At 61.8% G+C, this 20,057-nt stretch carries 17 protein-coding genes; 2 read left to right on the plus strand and 15 right to left on the minus strand.

Going from position 1 to position 20,057, the window contains the following annotated elements:
• Positions 1-10: 10 nt before the first annotated feature.
• The 7 genes from RIE53_00475 to RIE53_00505 all read right to left on the minus strand — a co-directional run bounded on the left by RIE53_00475 (position 11) and on the right by RIE53_00505 (position 7,713).
• Positions 11-469: a BMC domain-containing protein gene (locus tag RIE53_00475; protein MEQ9103148.1), complete on the minus strand. Its 459-nt coding sequence runs from the start codon at positions 467-469 to the stop codon at positions 11-13.
• The gene (gene eutM, locus RIE53_00480) at positions 432-725 is read right to left on the minus strand and encodes an ethanolamine utilization microcompartment protein EutM (protein ID MEQ9103149.1); all 294 of its coding nucleotides are present in this window, start codon (positions 723-725) and stop codon (positions 432-434) included. Before eutM ends, RIE53_00475 begins: the two co-directional genes overlap by 38 nt.
• Before the next feature lie 71 nt (positions 726-796).
• Positions 797-2,008 (minus strand): glycosyltransferase family 4 protein, encoded by a 1,212-nt coding sequence (locus RIE53_00485; protein ID MEQ9103150.1) that lies wholly within the window; start codon positions 2,006-2,008, stop codon positions 797-799.
• Positions 2,005-3,069, minus strand: coding sequence for a UDP-N-acetylglucosamine 2-epimerase (non-hydrolyzing) (gene wecB, locus RIE53_00490; GenBank protein MEQ9103151.1), 1,065 nt, complete (start codon positions 3,067-3,069; stop codon positions 2,005-2,007). Before wecB ends, RIE53_00485 begins: the two co-directional genes overlap by 4 nt.
• A gap of 14 nt (positions 3,070-3,083) precedes the next feature.
• Entirely contained in the window at positions 3,084-4,400 is a 1,317-nt protein-coding gene (locus RIE53_00495) for a glycosyltransferase family 4 protein (protein MEQ9103152.1), read from the minus strand.
• On the minus strand, positions 4,397-6,847 hold the full coding sequence (locus RIE53_00500; protein ID MEQ9103153.1) for a hypothetical protein: 2,451 nt from the start codon (positions 6,845-6,847) through the stop codon (positions 4,397-4,399). Before RIE53_00500 ends, RIE53_00495 begins: the two co-directional genes overlap by 4 nt.
• Positions 6,844-7,713 carry a lysophospholipid acyltransferase family protein gene (locus tag RIE53_00505; protein ID MEQ9103154.1) on the minus strand — a complete coding sequence of 290 codons (870 nt, stop codon included), beginning with the start codon at positions 7,711-7,713 and terminating at the stop codon, positions 6,844-6,846. Before RIE53_00505 ends, RIE53_00500 begins: the two co-directional genes overlap by 4 nt.
• 27 nt (positions 7,714-7,740) lie before the next feature.
• On the opposite strand from RIE53_00505, the gene RIE53_00510 reads away from it, so the two are divergent.
• Entirely contained in the window at positions 7,741-8,352 is a 612-nt protein-coding gene (locus RIE53_00510; protein MEQ9103155.1) for a hypothetical protein, read from the plus strand.
• An 18-nt stretch (positions 8,353-8,370) separates the two neighbouring features.
• Here the strand turns inward: RIE53_00510 and RIE53_00515 are convergent, their stop codons facing one another.
• Both RIE53_00515 and RIE53_00520 read right to left on the minus strand, forming a co-directional pair.
• Positions 8,371-9,102 (minus strand): hypothetical protein, encoded by a 732-nt coding sequence (locus RIE53_00515; GenBank protein ID MEQ9103156.1) that lies wholly within the window; start codon positions 9,100-9,102, stop codon positions 8,371-8,373.
• Positions 9,099-10,247 carry a hypothetical protein gene (locus tag RIE53_00520; protein ID MEQ9103157.1) on the minus strand — a complete coding sequence of 383 codons (1,149 nt, stop codon included), beginning with the start codon at positions 10,245-10,247 and terminating at the stop codon, positions 9,099-9,101. The genes RIE53_00515 and RIE53_00520 overlap by 4 nt, the downstream gene beginning before the upstream one ends.
• Positions 10,248-10,307: 60 nt before the next feature.
• Here RIE53_00520 and RIE53_00525 point away from each other — a divergent pair, with 60 nt between their 5' ends.
• Positions 10,308-11,024: a hypothetical protein gene (locus tag RIE53_00525; protein MEQ9103158.1), complete on the plus strand. Its 717-nt coding sequence runs from the start codon at positions 10,308-10,310 to the stop codon at positions 11,022-11,024.
• 18 nt (positions 11,025-11,042) lie between these two features.
• On the opposite strand, the gene RIE53_00530 is transcribed toward RIE53_00525, so the two are convergent.
• The 6 genes from RIE53_00530 to RIE53_00555 form a co-directional block, all read right to left on the minus strand.
• Complete coding sequence (locus RIE53_00530) at positions 11,043-12,398, minus strand: type II and III secretion system protein (protein MEQ9103159.1); 1,356 nt, start codon at positions 12,396-12,398, stop codon at positions 11,043-11,045.
• A gap of 6 nt (positions 12,399-12,404) precedes the next feature.
• The gene (locus RIE53_00535; GenBank protein ID MEQ9103160.1) at positions 12,405-13,400 is read right to left on the minus strand and encodes a hypothetical protein; all 996 of its coding nucleotides are present in this window, start codon (positions 13,398-13,400) and stop codon (positions 12,405-12,407) included.
• Positions 13,401-13,419: 19 nt separating this feature from the next.
• Complete coding sequence (locus RIE53_00540; protein ID MEQ9103161.1) at positions 13,420-15,177, minus strand: hypothetical protein; 1,758 nt, start codon at positions 15,175-15,177, stop codon at positions 13,420-13,422.
• 4 nt (positions 15,178-15,181) lie between these two features.
• A complete protein-coding gene (locus RIE53_00545) occupies positions 15,182-16,495 on the minus strand; it encodes a type IV pilus twitching motility protein PilT (GenBank protein ID MEQ9103162.1) in 1,314 nt (437 codons plus the stop codon).
• Positions 16,496-16,655: 160 nt separating this feature from the next.
• Entirely contained in the window at positions 16,656-18,281 is a 1,626-nt protein-coding gene (locus RIE53_00550; GenBank protein ID MEQ9103163.1) for a hypothetical protein, read from the minus strand.
• A 227-nt stretch (positions 18,282-18,508) separates the two neighbouring features.
• Positions 18,509-19,843 carry a S8 family serine peptidase gene (locus RIE53_00555; protein MEQ9103164.1) on the minus strand — a complete coding sequence of 445 codons (1,335 nt, stop codon included), beginning with the start codon at positions 19,841-19,843 and terminating at the stop codon, positions 18,509-18,511.
• Positions 19,844-20,057: the final 214 nt, after the last annotated feature.

Below are 20,057 nucleotides of genomic sequence, written 5' to 3' on the forward strand. Positions count from 1 at the left end.
TTAAAGCCCTCTAACCTGCCCGGGATCCAAGTGCCTTCAGCAGTTCCGCCTTGTTGGCGCGCGCGATCTCCCGTCCCTGTATGGGCAGGTTTTCCACGGTCCGGGCCAGCGCACGCAATTCCCGGACGGTCATGTCTTCAAGGTCCGGCGTACGCGTTCCCGTCTGCATCTCCATGGTCTCACGCGCCGGACGCGCAATCACATGGCTGGAAATGACTTCACCCACCCGCGCGGCTGCGGCCCGACCGGCATCGACGGCAGACTGGACTGCTGCGGTATCTCCTTCGACCAGCACCGTAATCATCGCCGCTTCCGTCCGCTCCATACCGACCAGCTCGACGCTTGCCGCCTTGAGCATGGCATCGGCGGCCTCGTAGGCTGCTACGAGCCCACGGGTCTCCACGAATCCGAGCGCAGCGCCGACCGACACGTCAGGAATCCAGACCGTGCGGAAGGATGGCTTCCACATCGTTGTGCGGACGCGGAATGACGTGTACCGAAATCAACTCGCCCACCCGCTCGGCAGCGGCCGCTCCGGCATCGGTGGCGGCCTTTACGGCACCCACGTCCCCACGAACCATGACGGTCACATATCCGCCGCCGATCTTCTCTTTTCCGACCAGATTGACCCGCGCTGCCTTGACCATTGCATCGGCCGCCTCGATGGCACCGACGAGGCCCCGCGTCTCAATCATTCCGAGGGCAATTCCGTAATCTTCTGACATTGCGCGTATGGGTTGTAAGGATGGGTCGCGCCAATATAGATGCGTTCCCAGCCTTTGTCAAAGGGGTGGCGTCAAAGGGTCAGGGGTGCCAACCGCCCATAGGCAGCGACGAGGTCCTGTGATGTCGCATCCCAGTTCCACCGTGCGTGCACGGCCGAATGACCGCTCTCGCCCATCCTGTGGCGCTGACCGGGATCCCGCAACAGCGACACCAACCGATCCGCCAGTTCGGTCGACTGCCCGGACGTATAGGTCACACCGGCCCCTGAATCCTCCAGGATACGAACGAGCGGACGGCAATCGGACGCCACGACCGGAAGCCGCATGTGCATGTAGTGGAACAACTTATGGGGTATGGTATGGTCCGTATGAACACTCCGCACATGCGGAATGAGTCCGATGTCTGCGACCGCCATGTAGGATTTCACCCGCTCCTGTGGCTGCCAACCGGGAAAAAGCACGGCGTCGCCCAACCCCAGCGCAGCGCATCGGTCGGCGAGTTCCAGACGGGTCGCGCCGTCCCCCACCAGGACCAGTCGCGCATCCGGGACGGCCGCCAGCACCTGCGGCATCGCATCGATCACCTCTTCCAGGCCCCGATGCCGATCCATTCCTCCCGTATAGAGCATGACCGGGCCAGCGCCCTGGATATCCGGAACGGGTCCCACAGGCCAGGAATCGAATGAGTCGAGCCGGATCGTGTTCGGCACCACGGTCATGTGGTCGGCCGGAACGCCGCGGTCCTGCAGGCGCTCTGCCATCTCCTCGATGACGACCACCAGGTGATCCACGGCGCGTGACCACCGGTCTTCGAGCACCTGCCACCGCCCGGGCCGGACCACCCACTTGCCGGGTGCCCGCGTGCTCCACGCATAGGAACGCAGGGCATCCACCCAGTTCTCGTGCATGTCGCCGACCACCTTCAGGCCCAGGCGACGGCCGCTCCAGAGCGCCGGCCCGAACAGGTACAGGTCGTGGGCATGGAGCACCGTGACGGGATGGTTACGGTGGATGCGCTTCACCTGCAAGTGGACGAACAGGTGCAACAACGGGACAGTGCCGGCGAGTCCACGCATCTTGTTGCGCAGTTGCCCGGGGATGCGCGCGCGTACGATCCGGACCGGACCGAGGGTGTCCTCCGCCGGCCGGGTATCGGGGGCCATGGACAGGACGGTAACCTCATATCCGGCCGCAGCCAGCGTCCGGGCTTCATTCTCCACCCGCAGATCGGGTGGGAAGTCCTGATCCAGGAGCATGAGGATATGCGGCGTACGACGGGTCATGTGCCGGTCTGCAGGAGGAGCCCGGCAATTGCCTGGCTGGCGCTGTCACCCAGGGCGCCCGTTCCGAAAATCGGTGCCGTCGACGTGGGCTCGGCCCGGGCTGCATCCAGGATGGCCTGCTCATCGGCGCCCGCAATGCGATTCCACCCGCCGGCCGTGGTCTCTGTCCACTCCGTCTCGTCCCGCAGCGTAATGCACGGCGTCCCGAGCCAGACGGCTTCTTTCTGAAGGCCGCCGGAGTCCGTGAAAGCCCGACGTGCGTTGCGCACCAGGGTCAACATGGAGAGATAGGGTACGGGCGTGAGCAGGCGGATGGACGGCGGCATGTCCAGGCCCTCGAGCCGCCCCCGCGTCCGGGGATGGAGCGGCAACAACACCGGTTCACCCAACTGCCCCAGCGCCCGGACAATGGCCCGCAGGCGTTCGGGGTGGTCGGTGTTCTCCGCGCGATGGATGGTCGCTATGGAATACCCCTTGGCCGGGACGTCAGTGAGGGACGACAGCGGATGCCGCGCCGCGGCACGCTCCGAGAAATGGAGGGTGGCGTCCAGCATGACGTCGCCCGTCAAATGCACGCCCTCCGTCCGCCCCTCGGCCGCCAGGTGGGCCACCGCTGTTGCGGTTGGGCAGAACAGCAGGTCGCTCAGCCGATCGGTAACAATGCGATTGATTTCCTCCGGCATGAGCCGGTTGAAGGAGCGCAGACCGGCTTCCACATGATCCAGCGGAATGTGCATCTTTGCCGCGACCAGCGCCGCTGCCAGTGTTGAATTCGTATCGCCGTAGACCAGCACGCGATCCGGTTGCAACGCCTCGAACGCCTGCTCCAGCGCCACCATCATCCGGCCGGTCTGATCGGCGTGCGAACCGGAGCCGATGCCCAGGTTCCGCTCTGGGGCAGGGATGCCGAGTTCGTCAAAGAACACGGCGCTCATGTCCCCGTCATAGTGCTGCCCGGTGTGGATGAGGGACTCCCGGATACCGACTTCGGACAGCGCATGGCTGACGACGGCGGCTTTGACGAATTGCGGACGGGCGCCCACGATGGAACAGAGGTGCATGTGCCTTGGGAGGTTCAGTTCGGCCGGCTCTTGCCGGCGATTTCGTTCAGGATGCCGGCCAGTCGACCGGTCTGTTCTCGGCGGGACCAGGGGCGGGCGGCGTCCGACGCGGCGCCGACCAGCGGTTTGCCTTCACGCCAGGCCGTTACGTGGCGCTCCAGCTCCGACCGGATGCCATCCCGATCGTCATAGGCGAACACCCGGCCGGCCCCACTTTCCCGAAGGATCCGGTCCGCCTCTCCTCCGGGGACGCCGAAGGCCAGGACCGGGCGGCCACTGGCTACGTATTCGTAGATCTTGCCGGTGACGATACCGGCGCCGTCCGTCACCCGATTGATGGGCAAGAGCAACAGGGAGGCCCCTTTCATGTGCCCAAGGGCCTCGGAATGGGGCACGTACGGATGCTCCGTGACTACGTCGGCGAGCGGGCCACTGGCCACGTGCCGACGGATGCTGCCGTCCACGTTCCCTACCAGCACGACGCGGACGTCCGGCCATGGACGCTCCGTGAGCACATCCCAGAGGGGTGCCGGATTGCGGGCGGGGGACAGGTTGCCGACGTGGACCACCGTGAATCCTGGCAACGATTTCGGTTCGGCCTGCTCGATGTCGTCCGGATCGAAGCCATTGGACAAGGTCCGGAACGGCAAACCGGTTTCCTGCTCCATGTACCGGGCCACCTCATCCGAAACCGTCACAAGGGCCGACGCCCGTTCCAGTGTGCGTTGTCGTACGGCCCGGTCGAATCGTGCCGCCAGGCTGCCGGTCGGCATCAGGTGGCCATAGGCGACGTCCGGCCACGCATCCCGGAGATCGGCCACCCACGGCGTACCCGTACGCTTTTGCAGCCAGGCCCCGACCAGATGGGCCGACTGAGGCGGACCGGACGTGAATACGGCATCCACTGGCTCGGACGCCAGCAACCGGGCGGACTCCCGGCGGGCAAAGGGCACCCAGCCTACCCGCGCATCGGGCAGGAATACATTGGCCCGGACCCACCGGGCGAAACGCTCGCGTCTGTCCGGACGCTCCGCATCGCCCAGGAATCCGACCCCGACAGCATTGGCCTTGGTCGCGCCTTTCAGGTGGGCATACGCGGCATACGGATCCCATGAACGGGTCTGGATCACTTTCACTCCGGCCGGAACGTCGGCCAGGAGTTCCTCGTCCCGATCCGGCCAGGCAGCATGATCCGGGTGGACGGTCAATACCACAGGCTCCCAATCGAATTCCCGGAGGTACTTGACGAATTTCAGCGTGCGCTGGACACCGGATCCTCCCGACGGCGGCCAATAGTAGGTAATGAGCAGCACCCTGCGCCGGGGGGTCATGGCTTTCTGCGTCGGACGGCCACGAATCCGAGAACCAGCAGCAGACCATACGTCAACATCACGGACAATGCCGTAATCCATCGCCCGCGTGTGAACGAGGCCGGTTCGAATTGCATGGTCAGTTCGTGGCTCCCGGCCGGGACCTCTATGCCCCGAAGCAGTCCGTTGACCTGGACGATGGGCACCGGCTGGCCGTCCAGCCGGGCGGTCCACCCGTCCGGATAGTACACTTCACTGACGACCAGCAATCGCGGTCTATCCGTTGCCAGACCGAAGGACATTTCCTGTCCCTGAACCCACGAAGCCAGCGTCGCGGTGGCGGTGCCGGCGGGGCCATCCAACCGGGAAAGGTCCGTCGCTACGATTGCCTCCGTGCGCGGGTTGAAATCGGGGGACTGGAGCGTGGACCAGATGGCCTCGGGACGGGCCTCTGTACGCGTTGAATCCACGAACCAGGCGCGCTGCCCGGGCGATGGGGATTCAAAAACCGACATGCCGGTCGCGTCGTCCTGGAAGGCCAGCGACCACCCCGGAAGGCCACGCTCTGCCACCAGGTAGCGGACGTTCATCATGTCCAGGGCCCGGGCGTTGATGCCACGGCGTCCGGACGTGAACAGGACATGGTCCAGAAAGTCCTGGTAATTGCGGAGTTTGGCGCCGGTATACCCGCCCAGGGACTCATGGTGGAACGACGGACGCCCGTTCACACTCGGATCCTGACCGAATTCCAGGGACAGGACGCGGAAGTGTCCGTACCCGCCCTGGGCCTGGCGCTGTCCGTTGAGCCATTCGTCGAACGGATAGGTGGCCACCGCTGCCTCCACGTCCCGGCTGTTGGTCAGGACCTCTTCGTTGATGTACCGACGCCCGACACCCGTCAGATCAAACGTGGCCAGCAAAACGGCCGTCAGGGCGAATGCCCACGGCGGAATGGTCTTTCGCAGGACGAGGAAGAGGGCGATGGCGAAGAGGGCCAGGACGATCAGCGTCCGTCGGGCATCCGTAGAGAAGGCCTCCATCCGGGCCTCCTTCCGTTTCGCGATTTCCTGGTTGATGACTTGCGCCACCTGCGGCTCGCTGCCCGTGACCTGCGGATACTGCGATTGGATCTGGGAAAGGATGACACCCGATTCATTGGGTCGTTCGAACCGGAAGAATACATCGCTGAATACGGTCAGCACCAACACGAGAGCCAGGGCGCCGCCGGCCACACGGAGAGCGGGGTGACGCCATGGTTTGTCCCATTCGACACGCGACGACATGATGCCTGCCAGTCCCACGCCCCCGGCCATCGCCACAAAGAGGGCCACGACACTCAGCCAGGTTTCCGGGACGCGGAACGACGAGAACAGTGGAAACCACGCATACATCGGCCGGTTGAGCAGTGCCAGATTTTCGCCCAGCGCAAACAGCGTCATGATGAGGGCGGCAGTCAGGAAGGCCGTGACATCCCGCGTCCGGTGGAAAAGGAATGCCACGAAGGCCAGAACCAGGACAATGCTCCCGAAATAGTGTGGACCAGCCGTCCAAATCTTCGCGCCCCAATACGTGCCCCCGCCGCCGCCATAGGCATCGGCAATGAGCAGGGTGATCAACTCGCCCACCCCTTGGCTCCACTCCATCGCATAGTCCCAGCCCATTCCCCCCGGTGCTCCGCCCGAAGCCGTGCCGCGAATGGTATGGGCCGCAAATTCAGCATGGGCCAGATACGGCTCAGCAACCATGGCCAGTCCGAGCAACGACCCGAGGGCCAGCCACCCCGTCACGGCCAACGCCTTGCGCAAACCATCCGTCCGCAGGGTGCCGGCCATGCCGAAAGCCCACCACACCAGGGCGCCGATCACGCCGTAATAGGTGATCTGCACGTGACCGGCGCGGAGATTGACGGCCACGCTGACGGCAAACAACAGTGCGGCCAGAAGACCCGGACGCCGCATGACATGCACGAAAGCCAACAACATCCAGGGCAACCAGGCCAGGGCAATGAACTTGCTGTTATGCCCTGCCATAAGGATGACCGGGATGTACGTGGTGAACCCGTAGGCCACGGACGTGAGCAGTCCAGCCACAGACGTCCGCGTCAGGTACCAACCCAGCCAATACGCGCCGGCCAGAAGCAGGAACATATGGGAGGTCGGCCACAACCAGGATCGCAGCCAGCGCAGCAGGTCGTCCACCTGCGGTACGCTCAACTCCGGGGAGATCATGTATCCCGGCATGCCGGAGAACGCTCGTCCGGCCCACAGCGCGGCGTCTCCGGTCTCCTGCTCGTATTCGATCATGGACTGGGCCATTCCACGCCAGTTCACGGTATCGCCCGCAATCAGACTCTTGCCGCTGAAATGGATGGGCGCGAAAAACAGGAGGGCAACGACGAACAGGAACACCAGCGACGCGCCATGGCGACGCCAGGGCTTCTCCAGCAGGGATGGATGGGATGGGGTCATGGACGGGCCGGTTGCTGATCAGATCCCGTCAAACTACGGGACGGGTGCGCGCGGTTCCACACCTCCAGTTCGTGCTGCATGGCGGCCCGGACCCTTGAAGACAGGGCTTCCAGTTGCTTCCTTCCTGAATCATCCAGGAAAATGGGCTCTCCGACCACCACGTGGACCCTTCCGGGCCTGGCCGACCGGGTTTTTTCGTTGAATACCTGCCAGGCATTCAGGATGGTGACCGGAACAATGGGGACGCCAGCTTCGACCGCCAATTGGAAGGCACCCCGTTTGAACGCGGCCAGCTCCGGTCCATGGGATCGTGCGCCTTCGGGAAAAATGATCACGGACAGTCCATTACGGATCCGCTGCCCCGCAAGTCGCATGCTTTCGATGGATTTCTTGGGATGGGACCGATCGATGAAGACGGATGGGGATGCCCGGACCGCAGGCCCCAGGAACGGGGTCCGGGCCAGCTCAGCCTTGGCCACCCATCCGAAGGGGCATGGAATGGCCAGGCTCACCACAGGGATGTCGATGGCTACCTGGTGATTGCAAACAAAGACATAGGCCCGGTCCGGATCCAGGGCGGACCGAACCTCGGAATGGACGCGGATACCCATTCCGACAAACATGGAGCGACTCCAGAACCGGGACCAAAGACGAAACACGCCTTTGTTCTTGGACAAAGCCTGGTGCGTTATGGAGCCGACGGCCGACACGACCGTCATGAGTGACGCCCAGATGGCACACCAGAAAAAAAAGAGCCGTGAACCCATGGCCTCGATCGTGGACGGGTAATGTTCGGACGGGAAAGGTACGGACCCGGATTTGCCTTTCGGGAGTGCAAGCACGTCCGTACGTTGATTGCGTTCCATGATTCCATCGGTTGCCCGACCCATACCATGATTCGTCCATTGCTCCTTGTCGTCCTGCTGGCCGCGTGTATTCCGGGCGCCCATGCACAGTGGCGTGCCCAGTTGTATGCGGGTGTCGCCGGTTCATCGCTCCGGGGCAATATCGAAGCAGAGCGCTCGCCCATCCATCGGCTGTCCGGTGGAGCGGGCATGCAATACCAGTCGCCGACCGGCCTCGTCTTCGAGCCCACGGCTCGCTACACCATGAAGGGCGCTGTCCTGGACGGTACCATCGACGGCATTCCGGTCAACGCCGTCGAGGAAATCGCCTATCTCGAATTCCCGGCGCTGATTGGATACCGCTGGCGGGGCCGGGGAGGATTCCAGCCGAAAGTGCTGTTCGGACCGGTCTATGCCATCCGTTTGGATGCCAACATCACGGTCCGACCTGCCTCCGGAGGCACGGAACAAACCGAACCCGACACCACCATCCGGGGTGCGGACTGGGGACTTGCCCTGCTGGTGGCCGGTGAACAGACGCTGGGTGGAGAAACGCTGGTGGGAGGCATTTCCGGGACCGCCGGGTTGAAGAATGTCCGCACCGTCGATCCTCCTCTGCGCAACGTTTCCATCGGTTTGTTCGTGGGACTCGTGTTCTGAGGACTCCCGGACGGTTGCTCAACCCGTCGCCAGACCGGAGGCCCGCATGGCGCGGATGAGCGTCGTGAACAGGCGCAATCCGATTTTGCCGGCATCCCGGGACCCGAACTCGACCACGATGTCGCCGGAGAACCCGCGGGCCTTCAAGTCCGACAGGAATCCGATCCAGGACTTCTGGACGGTGTCCTGGTCAAACTCGGGGACAGGTACGGCCGCGAGACGCAGGAGACCGACGGTCGCTGGATCGCCGGTAACGGAGGGCTCGTGAAGCCCGGTCGTCACCGCGCGTGCAACCGGTTGTCCGGCGAGCTCTTTGAGCAGTGTGACGACCCGTTCGTCGTCATCGTCGGCAACGAGCACGGATTGCCCGGCCGCTGCCGCCCGTTCACACAATCGAAGATAGGGCTCAACCGGCAACGCATCTGTTCCGGACAGGGGCCCGAGAAGCGTTGCTCGTACGCCCAGCCTCCGGTTGAAGGCCACCATATCGGCATATTGTGTCATGTCATTGAGCCATGCCGACCGGTCCTCCAACCCGCACGTCAGCCATCCCGGATCGCACACGGAAATGGACAGCTCACCGGCCGAGACGCGGTGTCTGATGGGGGCTTCGTTCACCCATGGAACGCGCTCAAGGTGTTTCCCGACCGTCCGGAGTTCCACACCGTCGGCACCCCAGAGGCCCGCGTAATGCACCATGCGGTCGAGGTCGGAAGTAATGGGTTCCGGCTGCCAGATCAACAAGCTCATTTCGATTGGAGGATTGTACGGGTGGTTTCCTGTATCCAGATGGTTGCGGCCGGCAGCATCCGTGCCGTGCGGTCACGGGTCAACAAATCCTGCCGGGGAACCAAACCGTCGTCGTCCGCCGGACCGCGGATGCCGGATTTCCACCATCCGTCCGGTGCCGGAATTGTGGTGGCGCGCGAAAAGGATGCCGATGGGTCTACGCAAGCGTCCAACGATCCCAGCAGGATGATCTGCCGGATGGCGCTCCGGTCCCATGGCAGATGCTGTTCCATCCATTGCACACCCTGGCACGCTTCGGTTACACCGGATACGAAGGCGAACAGCACCGAGAATGGGATGGAGCGGTCCAGGTCCTGGGCTACCGCCAATGTCCGGGCAGTCTCGAGCAGGACCGCAGCATCGAGTCCGGAATCCGTACCGTCGGTCCATGTGCCTGCCCCCTGAATGCCGTTTCCGTCATATCGGGCCATCACCAGGACCAGGCTGTCCCGCTGGACCGGATGGGAGCCAGGCAAGAAACCAAGGACATGGATGCCCGACACCCGTTCCTCCGAAATCCGTACCTGTACGTGAATCGACCCTTCCCGGGATACCGTCCGCCCGAGGACGGTCCGAGCCGGCGGAAGCAGGCCCAATTTCAACGGGGCATGGATGTTGGTCACGGGACCCGGACGGAACCCGTCCGGATTGACCTGGATGCCCCGGGCCAGCACGTCCAGGGGCCGCTCGTCCGGGCCGAACGCTCCGGACCACGTCCCACTCCCGGATGCCTGGTCAACCAGGAACGCCGTGCCCGGAATGAGACGCAAGGTGTCCTCCAGAACCACATGCAGGCTGGCATGCTCCAAAATCGGTTTTTGCAACGGATAAAGCCAGCGATATTCATTCTCCAACGCAGGTTGGAGCAAGTCGGATCGAAGGACGCCCGACACGTAGGCGGACGCCCGGGCACCACCGAGCCGACCGGTTTCACGTCCTTCCAGATCGGAAGAATTCAACGTTTCGACGTGGCTCCGGACACCGGACAGGTCCACTGCTCGCGGATCCGACATTCCCGGGATCTCGGCCGACGTTCCACAACCGGCCACCATGAGGGCCAGGAAGACCGCAACCCGTCGCGAACATGTCTTCGAAAGCTGTATCATGACCGCATGGAAAAAAACGCCGTAGATAGCCAATCACTGGAAAGTACGCTACATGAATGGATGTCTGAGTGCAGATCGGAAGAACACATCCAACTGTGGCTTATTGCGTTGTGGACCGTGTACCTGGTTGTGACGGGAACGGTCGCCCCGGCACTTTGGACGGGACTGGCCATCGGGGTACCCGCGGCGCTGGCGCTCGCTTGGACGGCACTGGAATGGAGGCGTGCGGTCCATCAGCGTCAACAAATGCAATTTGAACAGGCGTTCGTTCAATCCATGACCTCCACCCGGGGCGTGGCGGATGTCATGGATGACCACGGGTTGTTCTGGCGGAATAGCCTCCTGGCCAGCGCGTTGACATCGGCGGGCGTGTCCAGCCAACTGGACGTTCACGTCCGGGAGTCCCTCGAGTCCGATCTGGCCGGCATCCTGAAGCATGCCATCCACCCCGTATACGCACCCGAAGATCATTTTGGATTGATCCTGGATTGTCTGGCCGGTGCCGGACTGTTGTTCACGTTCCGGACCGCCACCGACTCCGGATCCTTGGCGGTTGCCCTGGCGGCCACGTTCTGGCTCATCGGCCTTATCGTGCTTGACGTGCAGGCTCGTCGCCGCCGGATGCGACGCAACCTGGAATTGCCCCGCTTGGTTTCCCGCGGCGCACGATGGCTGTCCGAATGGGTGGAATGGGTTATTACAGATCCGCCGGAACGCAACAAGGCGTTCCGGCGGTCCGAATTCTATCGTCAACTTCCCTGGGTGCGCGCAAAATGACGCGCCCCGGAGCAGGACTCAGTTCATCTTGCCCTTCTGGACATCCGTGTTCAACTCGGCATTGAACTGTTCCAGGGCGCGACGGACGGCAGCCCGTTGCTGTTCCAGCATGTTGTCGGGCCGTGAACGTGCGTAGCGGCTGCGAACGGGATCCACGATGCGGGCTTCAATGGCAATGACCAATTCCTTCTGGGTGACCTGCCGCTGGGACTTACCAAACACGTAGCGCAGACCGAAAAACCAACCCGGAAGGTCCTTGAGCAAGGGAATGCCACTCCGTGAGATCGTCTCATCGGTGGAAAACAATCCGCCGATCACCGTCTGCTCGCCGTCCAGCAACACCACCTGGGTATTTGCGCTGCTCCGATCAATGACCGGCCCGGCTGCGGAGGGTCGACTGCCCGATTTCTCAACCTGGATGGCCAGGTGCAGGAAATCGACGGTCGGTGAGCCCAAGGTATCGGCCAGGGCTTCCGTGATGAGCGTCGGGGTCACATTCACGATGATCCCGGTCTTGAACAGCTCTGTGACCGTATTGCCGGAAAAGTCTCTCGTTTGGACGGGCACGTCTGAACCTATCTGGATGTCGCCGGCCACGCCGCTCTGCACGGTCACCGATGGACTGGCCACGGTCTCACCGAATCCCTGGGCTTCGGCCAGGCGGAACAGCCGGTTCAAATCGGAGAATTTGATTTCACTCGGACTCGTAATGATGTCCTCGAAACTGGAAAACAGTTTCTCGGTCTTCAGGGAGAAATTGACGCCACCGGCCGATGCATCGCCACTGGCAGATGCACCTCCTCCCCCACCGGCACCCGCTGAGGCACCACCGGACGTGCCTCCCGTGCTTCCGAAAATCAGGCTCCAGTCCATGCCCGATTCGCGTGCCTTGGTATGGTTGACTTCGAACAGGACGGCATTGATTTCAATCTGGCGGGAGTCCAGGTTCGCAAGGGACACGGACGTCGGAACCGCCCCCGCCGCACTGGCAACCGCACCCGAATCGCGGATTTGAGGCTGCACCGGGACCTCCTGGATCATGAAGTACCGTTCGGTCTCCCGGTATTGCAGGTTGTTGTATTTCAGGACGAGTTCCAGTGCATCCAGGAAATGCATGGTGGAGATCGAAATACCGATGGGCTGATTCCGCATTTCCACGTCAATTACTTCCTTGCCTGTGACCCGGCGAAAAATCGGATTCACGAACTCGACGAACGTATTGAACGGTGTCGACGGAAGGAATGACACCAGCTGATCCTCGGGGACGTACGTGCGGATCATCCGCTCGGCAGCATCCTGAGCGGCCGCGCGACCCGGAATGAGCAACGCAAGCAGGATCAAGGCAAATGAAAGCAGGTTGGCGGGCGTACGCATGATTCGTCAGTTTTTCTGTGTAGGTGCGATCTGGCTCGACCCGATCGCCTGGCGGAACCGCTCTCCGGTGTCCAGGACCAGGACGACTTCGTCGATGATGCCACCCTTGTTCAGCCGGGCGGTCACTCGTTCATTCATGGGATCGACTGAAATGATCTGTCCTAAATAGACCGATTCACCTGCCCCCACCGACACGAAGGAATCCTGCCACTTGAAGACAGCCTCGCCGTTCGCGATGAACACCAGCTCAGCCGATTCCACGTCGACCAGATTGTGGGTATTCGGGGGGATGAGTTCCAGGATATGCGGGTAGAACGGGTTTCCGGCCGGCTCCCGTGCCGGCAGAACCGAAAGAGGCACCTGCGGCAGATCCTGCGTGGGGTCAATGCTCTGGGCCAGCACGGGGAGGGCGTCTCCCTGCTCCGCTTCATCGGTCGCACTGAGCCCTGCCACTCCGCCGAAGTAGGATATCAGCGTGAAATCAAAGCTGACCATGACATCCATGACCGGCCGTTGGGTACGCGGATCGACCGTGCGGATATCGATATGGTTCAGCTTCAGATTGTCAATCCGGTACAATTGACGGGAATTTTCGATGGACCAGATCAGACTGTACAGATTCCTGAAATGTCCGCGTCCGGTGACATCGAAGGTGTAGGTGTTGTATTCCGCACCATTCGTCATGCCCTTGAACATGATGTCGAAGGGCTTGAAGCCGGTCCGGGTGTGTTCATTCAGGAAAGAAATCACTTCCTCCGAGCCCAGCGTACGCGGTACGACCTTGTACCGGGCATTCCACCGGGTTACCACCTCATTGGCAATGTCCTCGGACGCCGACATGTCCGACATAAGGGAGGTCAGTTCCGTCTGCTTCATCCGGGCCACTTTTTCAGCCTTCTCGAGGCGGTCCATTTCCGCGGGTTGCTGTACGAACGTGAGCCAAACGCCCCCGCCCGTGGCAATCAGCCAGCAGAACCCCAACACCAACAAATTCTGAATCATGTTCGACATGGTTCCGTCCTCAGATCTCTTTCTGGTTGTTCGCCTGCTCCCGCAAGTACAGGGCTGCTTCGGGCAGCTTGCGCTCCACTTCCAGCTGCATGACGAAAGTGTATACCGGGCGCTCCCTGATTTCCGAGAACGTAAGGCTTTCAATTTGACCATCGACCGATGCGGCAAGGGCGACAATCTGCTCGCGACTCGTCGCGTTGCCGGTCAGCTGCAATTTCCCGTCCGACTCCGACCATTGCTCCACCCAGACGCCGGAGACCGTAGACAATTCGACAGACAGACGCTCCAGGGTCCGCGACCAGCGATCGCTGCCCACCAGCAGGGAATCCAACACGTCGAGGGCGCCGACAAATCCCTGTGAACGGGCCTGCAGGCTGTCGATCCGGTACTCCAGATCATCCAGATTCGCCGAGATGACATCCTCCGGATAGTTCTTCAGCTCATGCTGGAACCGGGCCATGTCCTGGCTCTGGTCAAAGTATCGGGCAACGAAGAAAAGGGTCGAGCCGAACAGCAGGACGAACATGGCCGCAATGGGCCACGAAATGGGCAACTCAAAGCCCTTCCCTGCGAATTTGTGATCCAGGAAGTCCACCGGATGGAAAACGCCTGCGAACGGGCCATGCTTGACCAGACGAAGGGTTCCCAGCACGCCCAGCAACGCCTCCCGTCGCAGGGGTTTGCCTTCTTGTTCGGAGGTCGCGGAGCGTCCGGGCAACAGGCTGCGCAACAACCGGATGTCAGCCGTTTCGAAGAACGTGGAAAAACTCTCATGCAGCGGTTCTTCACGGTCATCGCTGAACAGGAAGATGGTCTCGGCATCACTCCGGCCGAGTTCGTCCTGCAGCAGCAGGACGCGACTGCAAATGGTTTCCGGCGGATCGAAGGCCGTGATGGACCGCAGGTTCTCGACGTGCAGAAGGGCGCCGCCGCTCACGAACATGACGAGCGTATCGTCCATGCCCACGCGCACGAGCAATGAGAGGCCGTCGGCCGCCCTGGCATCCTTCGACGCCGATGCAGCCTTCATCAGACCGGCCAGAAGCGAGATCTCCGTTTCCACGAGGGACACCGTGGGGAAACTCCGCTTCCGGTTCCGGATGGTTTTCAGGGAGGGCATGAAGGGTTCGAAGGCCTGCGCGAACACCGCTAGATTTGCCGAACCCCCATCCGGTGGGGACACCATGGGAATGAAGGCCGTCTGCGCTTCGGAGTACCGACCCGTCTGGGTCTTCTCCAGCAAGGCAAACAACTCATCGCGCGACGGCGCGTCTCCGGACTTCCTGTTCTTTTTCTTCTTCTTGACGCCTTCCACGCCATCCCGGGGTACATCCAGACGAACACTGTGGACGAACTCGGAGCCCAGCGTGAATACCACCCGGGGATTCTCATAACCCGCCTCTGCGCACTCGGCCATGATTTCAAGCAATTCCAGGTCGATCGGAATGGCGCCTTGGGCGGCCGATCCCATATCGCCGCCGCCGGCACCCGGCAAGCTGTCCGTTTCGAATTCTGAAGCCAGAAAGAGCGACGCATCGCCCTGCTCTCCTGCCGCAGCCGCGAAACTGTAGTCCGCTTCCGATGCGGGAGCATCCAACTCCATGTCCAGCGACGTGGCATTGCCCATGAAGTCGGCACTGGCCCGCTTGCGGGTGAAGGTCCGGATCAGGACCGGCCCATCGGGTCCGTCCTGCACGAGTGCGCCTTCTACCCGGCCATTGGAGGCCGAAATTCCGAGGATGTATTCGCTTTTTGCGCCGTATCTCATTGTATCACTTCGCCAATTGCATGAATCGCCGCTTGTTGTTCGCGTAGGACATGGCCGTCTCCGGCGTTATGAGTCCCTGACGCATCAAGCGGAAAAGATCCTGCTCCAGTGTAATCTGTCCCTGTCCCCAGCCTTCCCACATCATCTGGTATATTTCACCGGAATTGTCATTCTTGATGGCGGCCCGGGCCGAGGGTGTGACCCAAAGGACTTCCTTGGCCAGCACGCGACCACCGCCCCGCTTGGGAGCCAGCTTCTGGGAAATGATGCACCGCAGGGTATCGGCCAGGCGGTTACGCACGCGATCCTGCTCGTTCGGCGGGTATTCTCCGACAATCCGGTCAATACTTTCGACCGCCGATGACGTGTGCAAGGTGGAAAAGACCTTGTGCCCTGAATCGGTGATCTCGATGGCAGAGGAAATCGTTTCAGGATCGCGCATCTCGCCGATCACGACGATGTCCGGATCCTGACGGAGGGCCTGCACAATTCCGTCCTTGAAAGACGGCACGTCCTGACCCACCTCACGATGCCGCACAATGCACTTCTTCGAGGCATGCATGTACTCGATGGGCTTTCCGACCACCACGATGTGGCCATGGAAGTCCGCGTTGTTCGCATCCACGATGGCATCGAGCGTCGAGCTCTTGCCGGACCCGGTCACCCCGGTCACGAGGGTCAACCCGTCGCGTTCATGGCTGAACATGAGCCCCCGCTCGATGGCGGGATGGAAGCCCAGGGAATTCAATGGAAACAGGGAGTCCTGGATGGAGCGCATGTTGAGGGCCAGATTGCCCATTTCCATGTAGGCCGACGCCCGGAACCGACGTCGGCGCTCGCCCGGTTCGCCGGGAATTTCGTGGGAAAAGTCTGCGGCGCGCCAGGAGAACAGCGATTCCAGTGCCGTTGCACCCAACAGGTTAAGGATGACCAGGGCTGACTCGTCGGTCGACAACCGGGGAAGCCCTTCGCCGGGCTTCTTGTCGCCATCGGACCGGAACCAGATGTGTCCGTTCGACGATTCGCCGCCCATGTCCATGTCCGATGCGCCAACCGTCGCCATCCGGGACACCAGGGAGTTGAAGAAGATGCGCAATTGGGCGCGGTCGTTCGAATCCACATGGCCCAACCGGTCCAGGAGGAATCGGATGCGCTCCTCCCCATAACTCATGGCCGGGATGGACCCGATGATCTGCGCTACGAACCCGGGCAACCCGTCGTTGGCGGGCTCGGACAACGAAACCGTCGATCGCGACGGGGTCCTGAGTGGCCGCGCGGGCGGACGCGGGTTGGCGGGAATGGATCCGGAGTGCTCCATGGAATGGGTAATGTTTTGACAGATCTCAACGCCTCTCGTATCGTCCCCAAAACCCAATTCTTAAGCGTCCCGGTGTCGTGGCAGGCCCCACAAAAAATGGGGCGCTGGAGCAATTCCTGCTCCAGCGCCCCATGAACCTTCTGGCGTGTCCCGAATGGGCCTATTCGGCCTTTCTGGACGCGGACTGGGTCATGGATGTCATGCGGACAACCAGGGGCTGTTGCTGCAGTTCAGGAACGAGCGGCATGAGCCGTTGCAGCGCTTCGTAGCTCGTGCGGACTTCCACGTCCCCGTTGATATGGAACGAAATGGGCATGACATTGACCTGTTCGCTGCCCGACGCACTGCACTCGGCTTCAAGGGCGTGCCGGTAAATGGCCAGGTCGTAGAGCAGGATGGGCGTCCCACCGATGTCCTCGTCATCGATGTCATATACCCGAACACGGAATACGCCTCCGCGGTCTGTTGAATCGGACCAAACCGAACCCGGAACAGCTCCCCGGACATCGCAAGCGGAGTTGAACGTCATGGAAAGCGCCAGGAGATCGGCCACGGGCGTGTCAAAGGAAACGTCCGCATCCATTGGGCCTTCCTGAAGCGATCCTACGGACTGATAGAAGAAGGTGCCGTTCACGGCGTCCGTGTTCTCGATGGAAATCCGGATGTCGGTGACGTCCTGGTTGGTAACGAGCTCATCCCAGCATAATCCGCCTCCGGTCTCGCATCCGGCGGCCAGGACATCCACACCATCCATGTCGTACCGGTCGTCGTATTGATGGTCATGGTACCGGAGGGCGCCCGTTGACGAGAACACGCCGATGTCGAAATGGCCGCCCAGAAGGCCGGCATCGTCCTCGCCTCCGGTCTCACCGACGTCGGTGAGCGAGCGCAGCACCAGGGCCCCCCGGATATCGGCCGTTCCCTTGAACTGATGGTCGCCACCGTTGGCCCGGGCCATGACCAGTCCTTCCCAATAGACCGTTCCTGCGAGCGTCAGCGATCCATCCACAAGCAGGATTCCGTAACCGGACACGGATCCCCGGACGTCCAGGTCACCACTGACGACGACGATGGCCGGATTGTCGCGGGATCCGTACGTCACGTCTCCCGAAATCCGCTCCGGACCGGCAATGTCAATCTTGGATGCGTGCGCCCGGATGGCCGCATCCAGTGTATTCAGATCCACGCCCAGCGGGCCGGAGACAATGTCTCCTTGGCCATTCATGCCGGTGGCTTGATCGCCGCTTATCCGGGCGGCGAACGGATCGTCTGCGGAGGACAATACCGTGCGGATGGCATGCGCATCCGGACCCGCTACGTGCGCATCCTCTTCCCCTTCAAACGTCGGCAACGGTGTGTCCAGACCGGAAATCAGGAACGAATTCCCACTGGCCTTCACGCCGGACACCGGTCCGTCAATGGTCAATGCATCCAGCACAGGCGATCCCGTGCGTTCAAGCGTCGCGAAGATCTCATGTACGGCATCCTGGCTCGTTCCTTCGGCCCGGATGACCACGGGACCCTCGCGGTCACCCACGGCTTCGTAGGCGTACGTCGCGCCGGCATACGGCTTGTCGGACACGGCACTCCGATAATTCGCAAAATCGCGGGCTGTTCTGGCAACGGCCAGATTCAGTGCCGTGTGGGCCGTCTCCCGCGCCAATACGGACGCCTGATAGTCCGTCTGCGTTTCAATACGGTCAATTTCTCCTTCCTTCTCCACCGCATACATGCTTGTCAAGGTGATGAGCATGGATGCGACCAGGATGATAGCGCCTTTCCCCATGGTGGTATTCCTCCAGATGTGTCAATAAGTACCGAGGGGGATGTGACGGCGGCTGAATGGTGGATGGCCGCACGACACAGGGGGTGTATCGGCGGCATTGGTCCGGACTTAAGTCCCGAAAATGGACGGACCAAAAAAAAGGGGCGGCGCTTCCGCGCCGCCCCTCAGTCCAGTCAGGATCAGTTCCGTCCGGATCCTTGCGGTCCGGCTCCGCAAGAGCACCCGGGTTACCAGCTTTCTCCCGTCCTTGTGCCGACATTCAGATAGTGTGACGAAGTGCCAGAAGGTGCATTCCGGACCCGCTCCCGTGCGCGATCCACAAGCGCATCGCGAACTTCACGGGCCGAGGCCTGCGGATGGCGAGCCAGGTAAAGTGCTGCCGCACCCGATACGTATCCTGCCGCCATCGACGTTCCGGACATCACGGCCAAACCATTGCCTGGCGCAAGGGACACGATTTCACTGCCCGGAGCAATGATATCCAGGTCCGCGCCCGAATTCGAAAACCAGGCGAACTGACGACTCCGTTCCGAGGCGCCGACAGTAATGGCATCTGCGACGTGTGCCGGCGTGATCAATGAAGCATCGACCCCCTCGTTTCCTGCGGCAACGACGACGGTAATCCCGGCATCAATTGCGGCCTGCACGGCATCATCCAGGGCCGTCCACGCTCCGGCCACGTTTTCGCCGAGGCTGAGATTCATGACGGCGGGTTTGCCCGGGTTGGCCGCCTTCCATGCGATCACGTGATCGATGGCACTGATGACCATCGCGTCGTCCGCCGTTCCATTGTCCGTGAACACGCGAAGGTTGTGGATGCGCGCACCGGGGGCCACACCCACCGTGCCGTCCTCGTCGTCGAATGCCGCGATGGCACCCGAAATATGGGTTCCGTGTCCGTCGGTGTCCATGGTCGTGCCGGAGCCCGAGAAGTCATGGTGGCTGACAACATTCACGTCCGCATGATCCACGCCGGTGTCCACGACGAATACGTCGACATCGACGGTACCTTCCCCGTCACCGGAGACGGCCCAGGAGCGATCTGCGTTCACATCCCGTATGGACCACGGCAAGTATTGGCCGGATTCAGGTGGAGCTGCGGTCCACGTAGGACGCTGCATGCTGAAGACCGGCTCAATCCAGGCGATTTCGTCATCCCCGGCCATGAGGTCCATCAATTCCTGCAGGTGCTCCGATGACGCCCATATCCCCCATCCGTGGAAGACGCCGCTGTATTCGTAGCGATCCAACACTTTGTAGCGGTCAAGGACTTTGTAGCGATCCAGCACTTTGTAGCGGTCCAACACCTTGTAGCGGTCCAATACCTTGGCTGGCTCAATGGCGAACACCAAAGCGGTCAGCTCCCCATCCTTGCCCATGGCGGACACGCCCTTCTCCAGCAATTGGATATTCCGGATTTTCTCCGGACCGGCTGCACGTTCGACTTCCGACGTGGAAGACGTATCGACCACCTGGTCAATGCATCCGGTCAGGAAGACCAGGGCAGCAAGCAACGTACTGAAAAGCAGGCGGTGTCCAGTCGTTTGGAAGTGTGGCTTCATGATTTCATGAGGGGTTGGTTCATCGGAAACCACTGTGGCGCAGGGCGACACAGCGTGATCGAGGTATCGGCAGCGACAACGCGCGGATTAAATGGCCACGCCATTTTTGTCGGGGTTTCCCTCATGACACAGGGGCGGGGGGGGGGGGGAGCCCCCCCCCCCCCCCCCCGGGGGTGTATGGTTGGTTGAGGGGCAGGGAGCGGAATAGGGACAC

The sequence above is a fragment of the Rhodothermales bacterium genome (genome assembly GCA_040221055.1).
Taxonomy (GTDB): domain Bacteria; phylum Bacteroidota; class Rhodothermia; order Rhodothermales; family UBA10348; genus 1-14-0-65-60-17.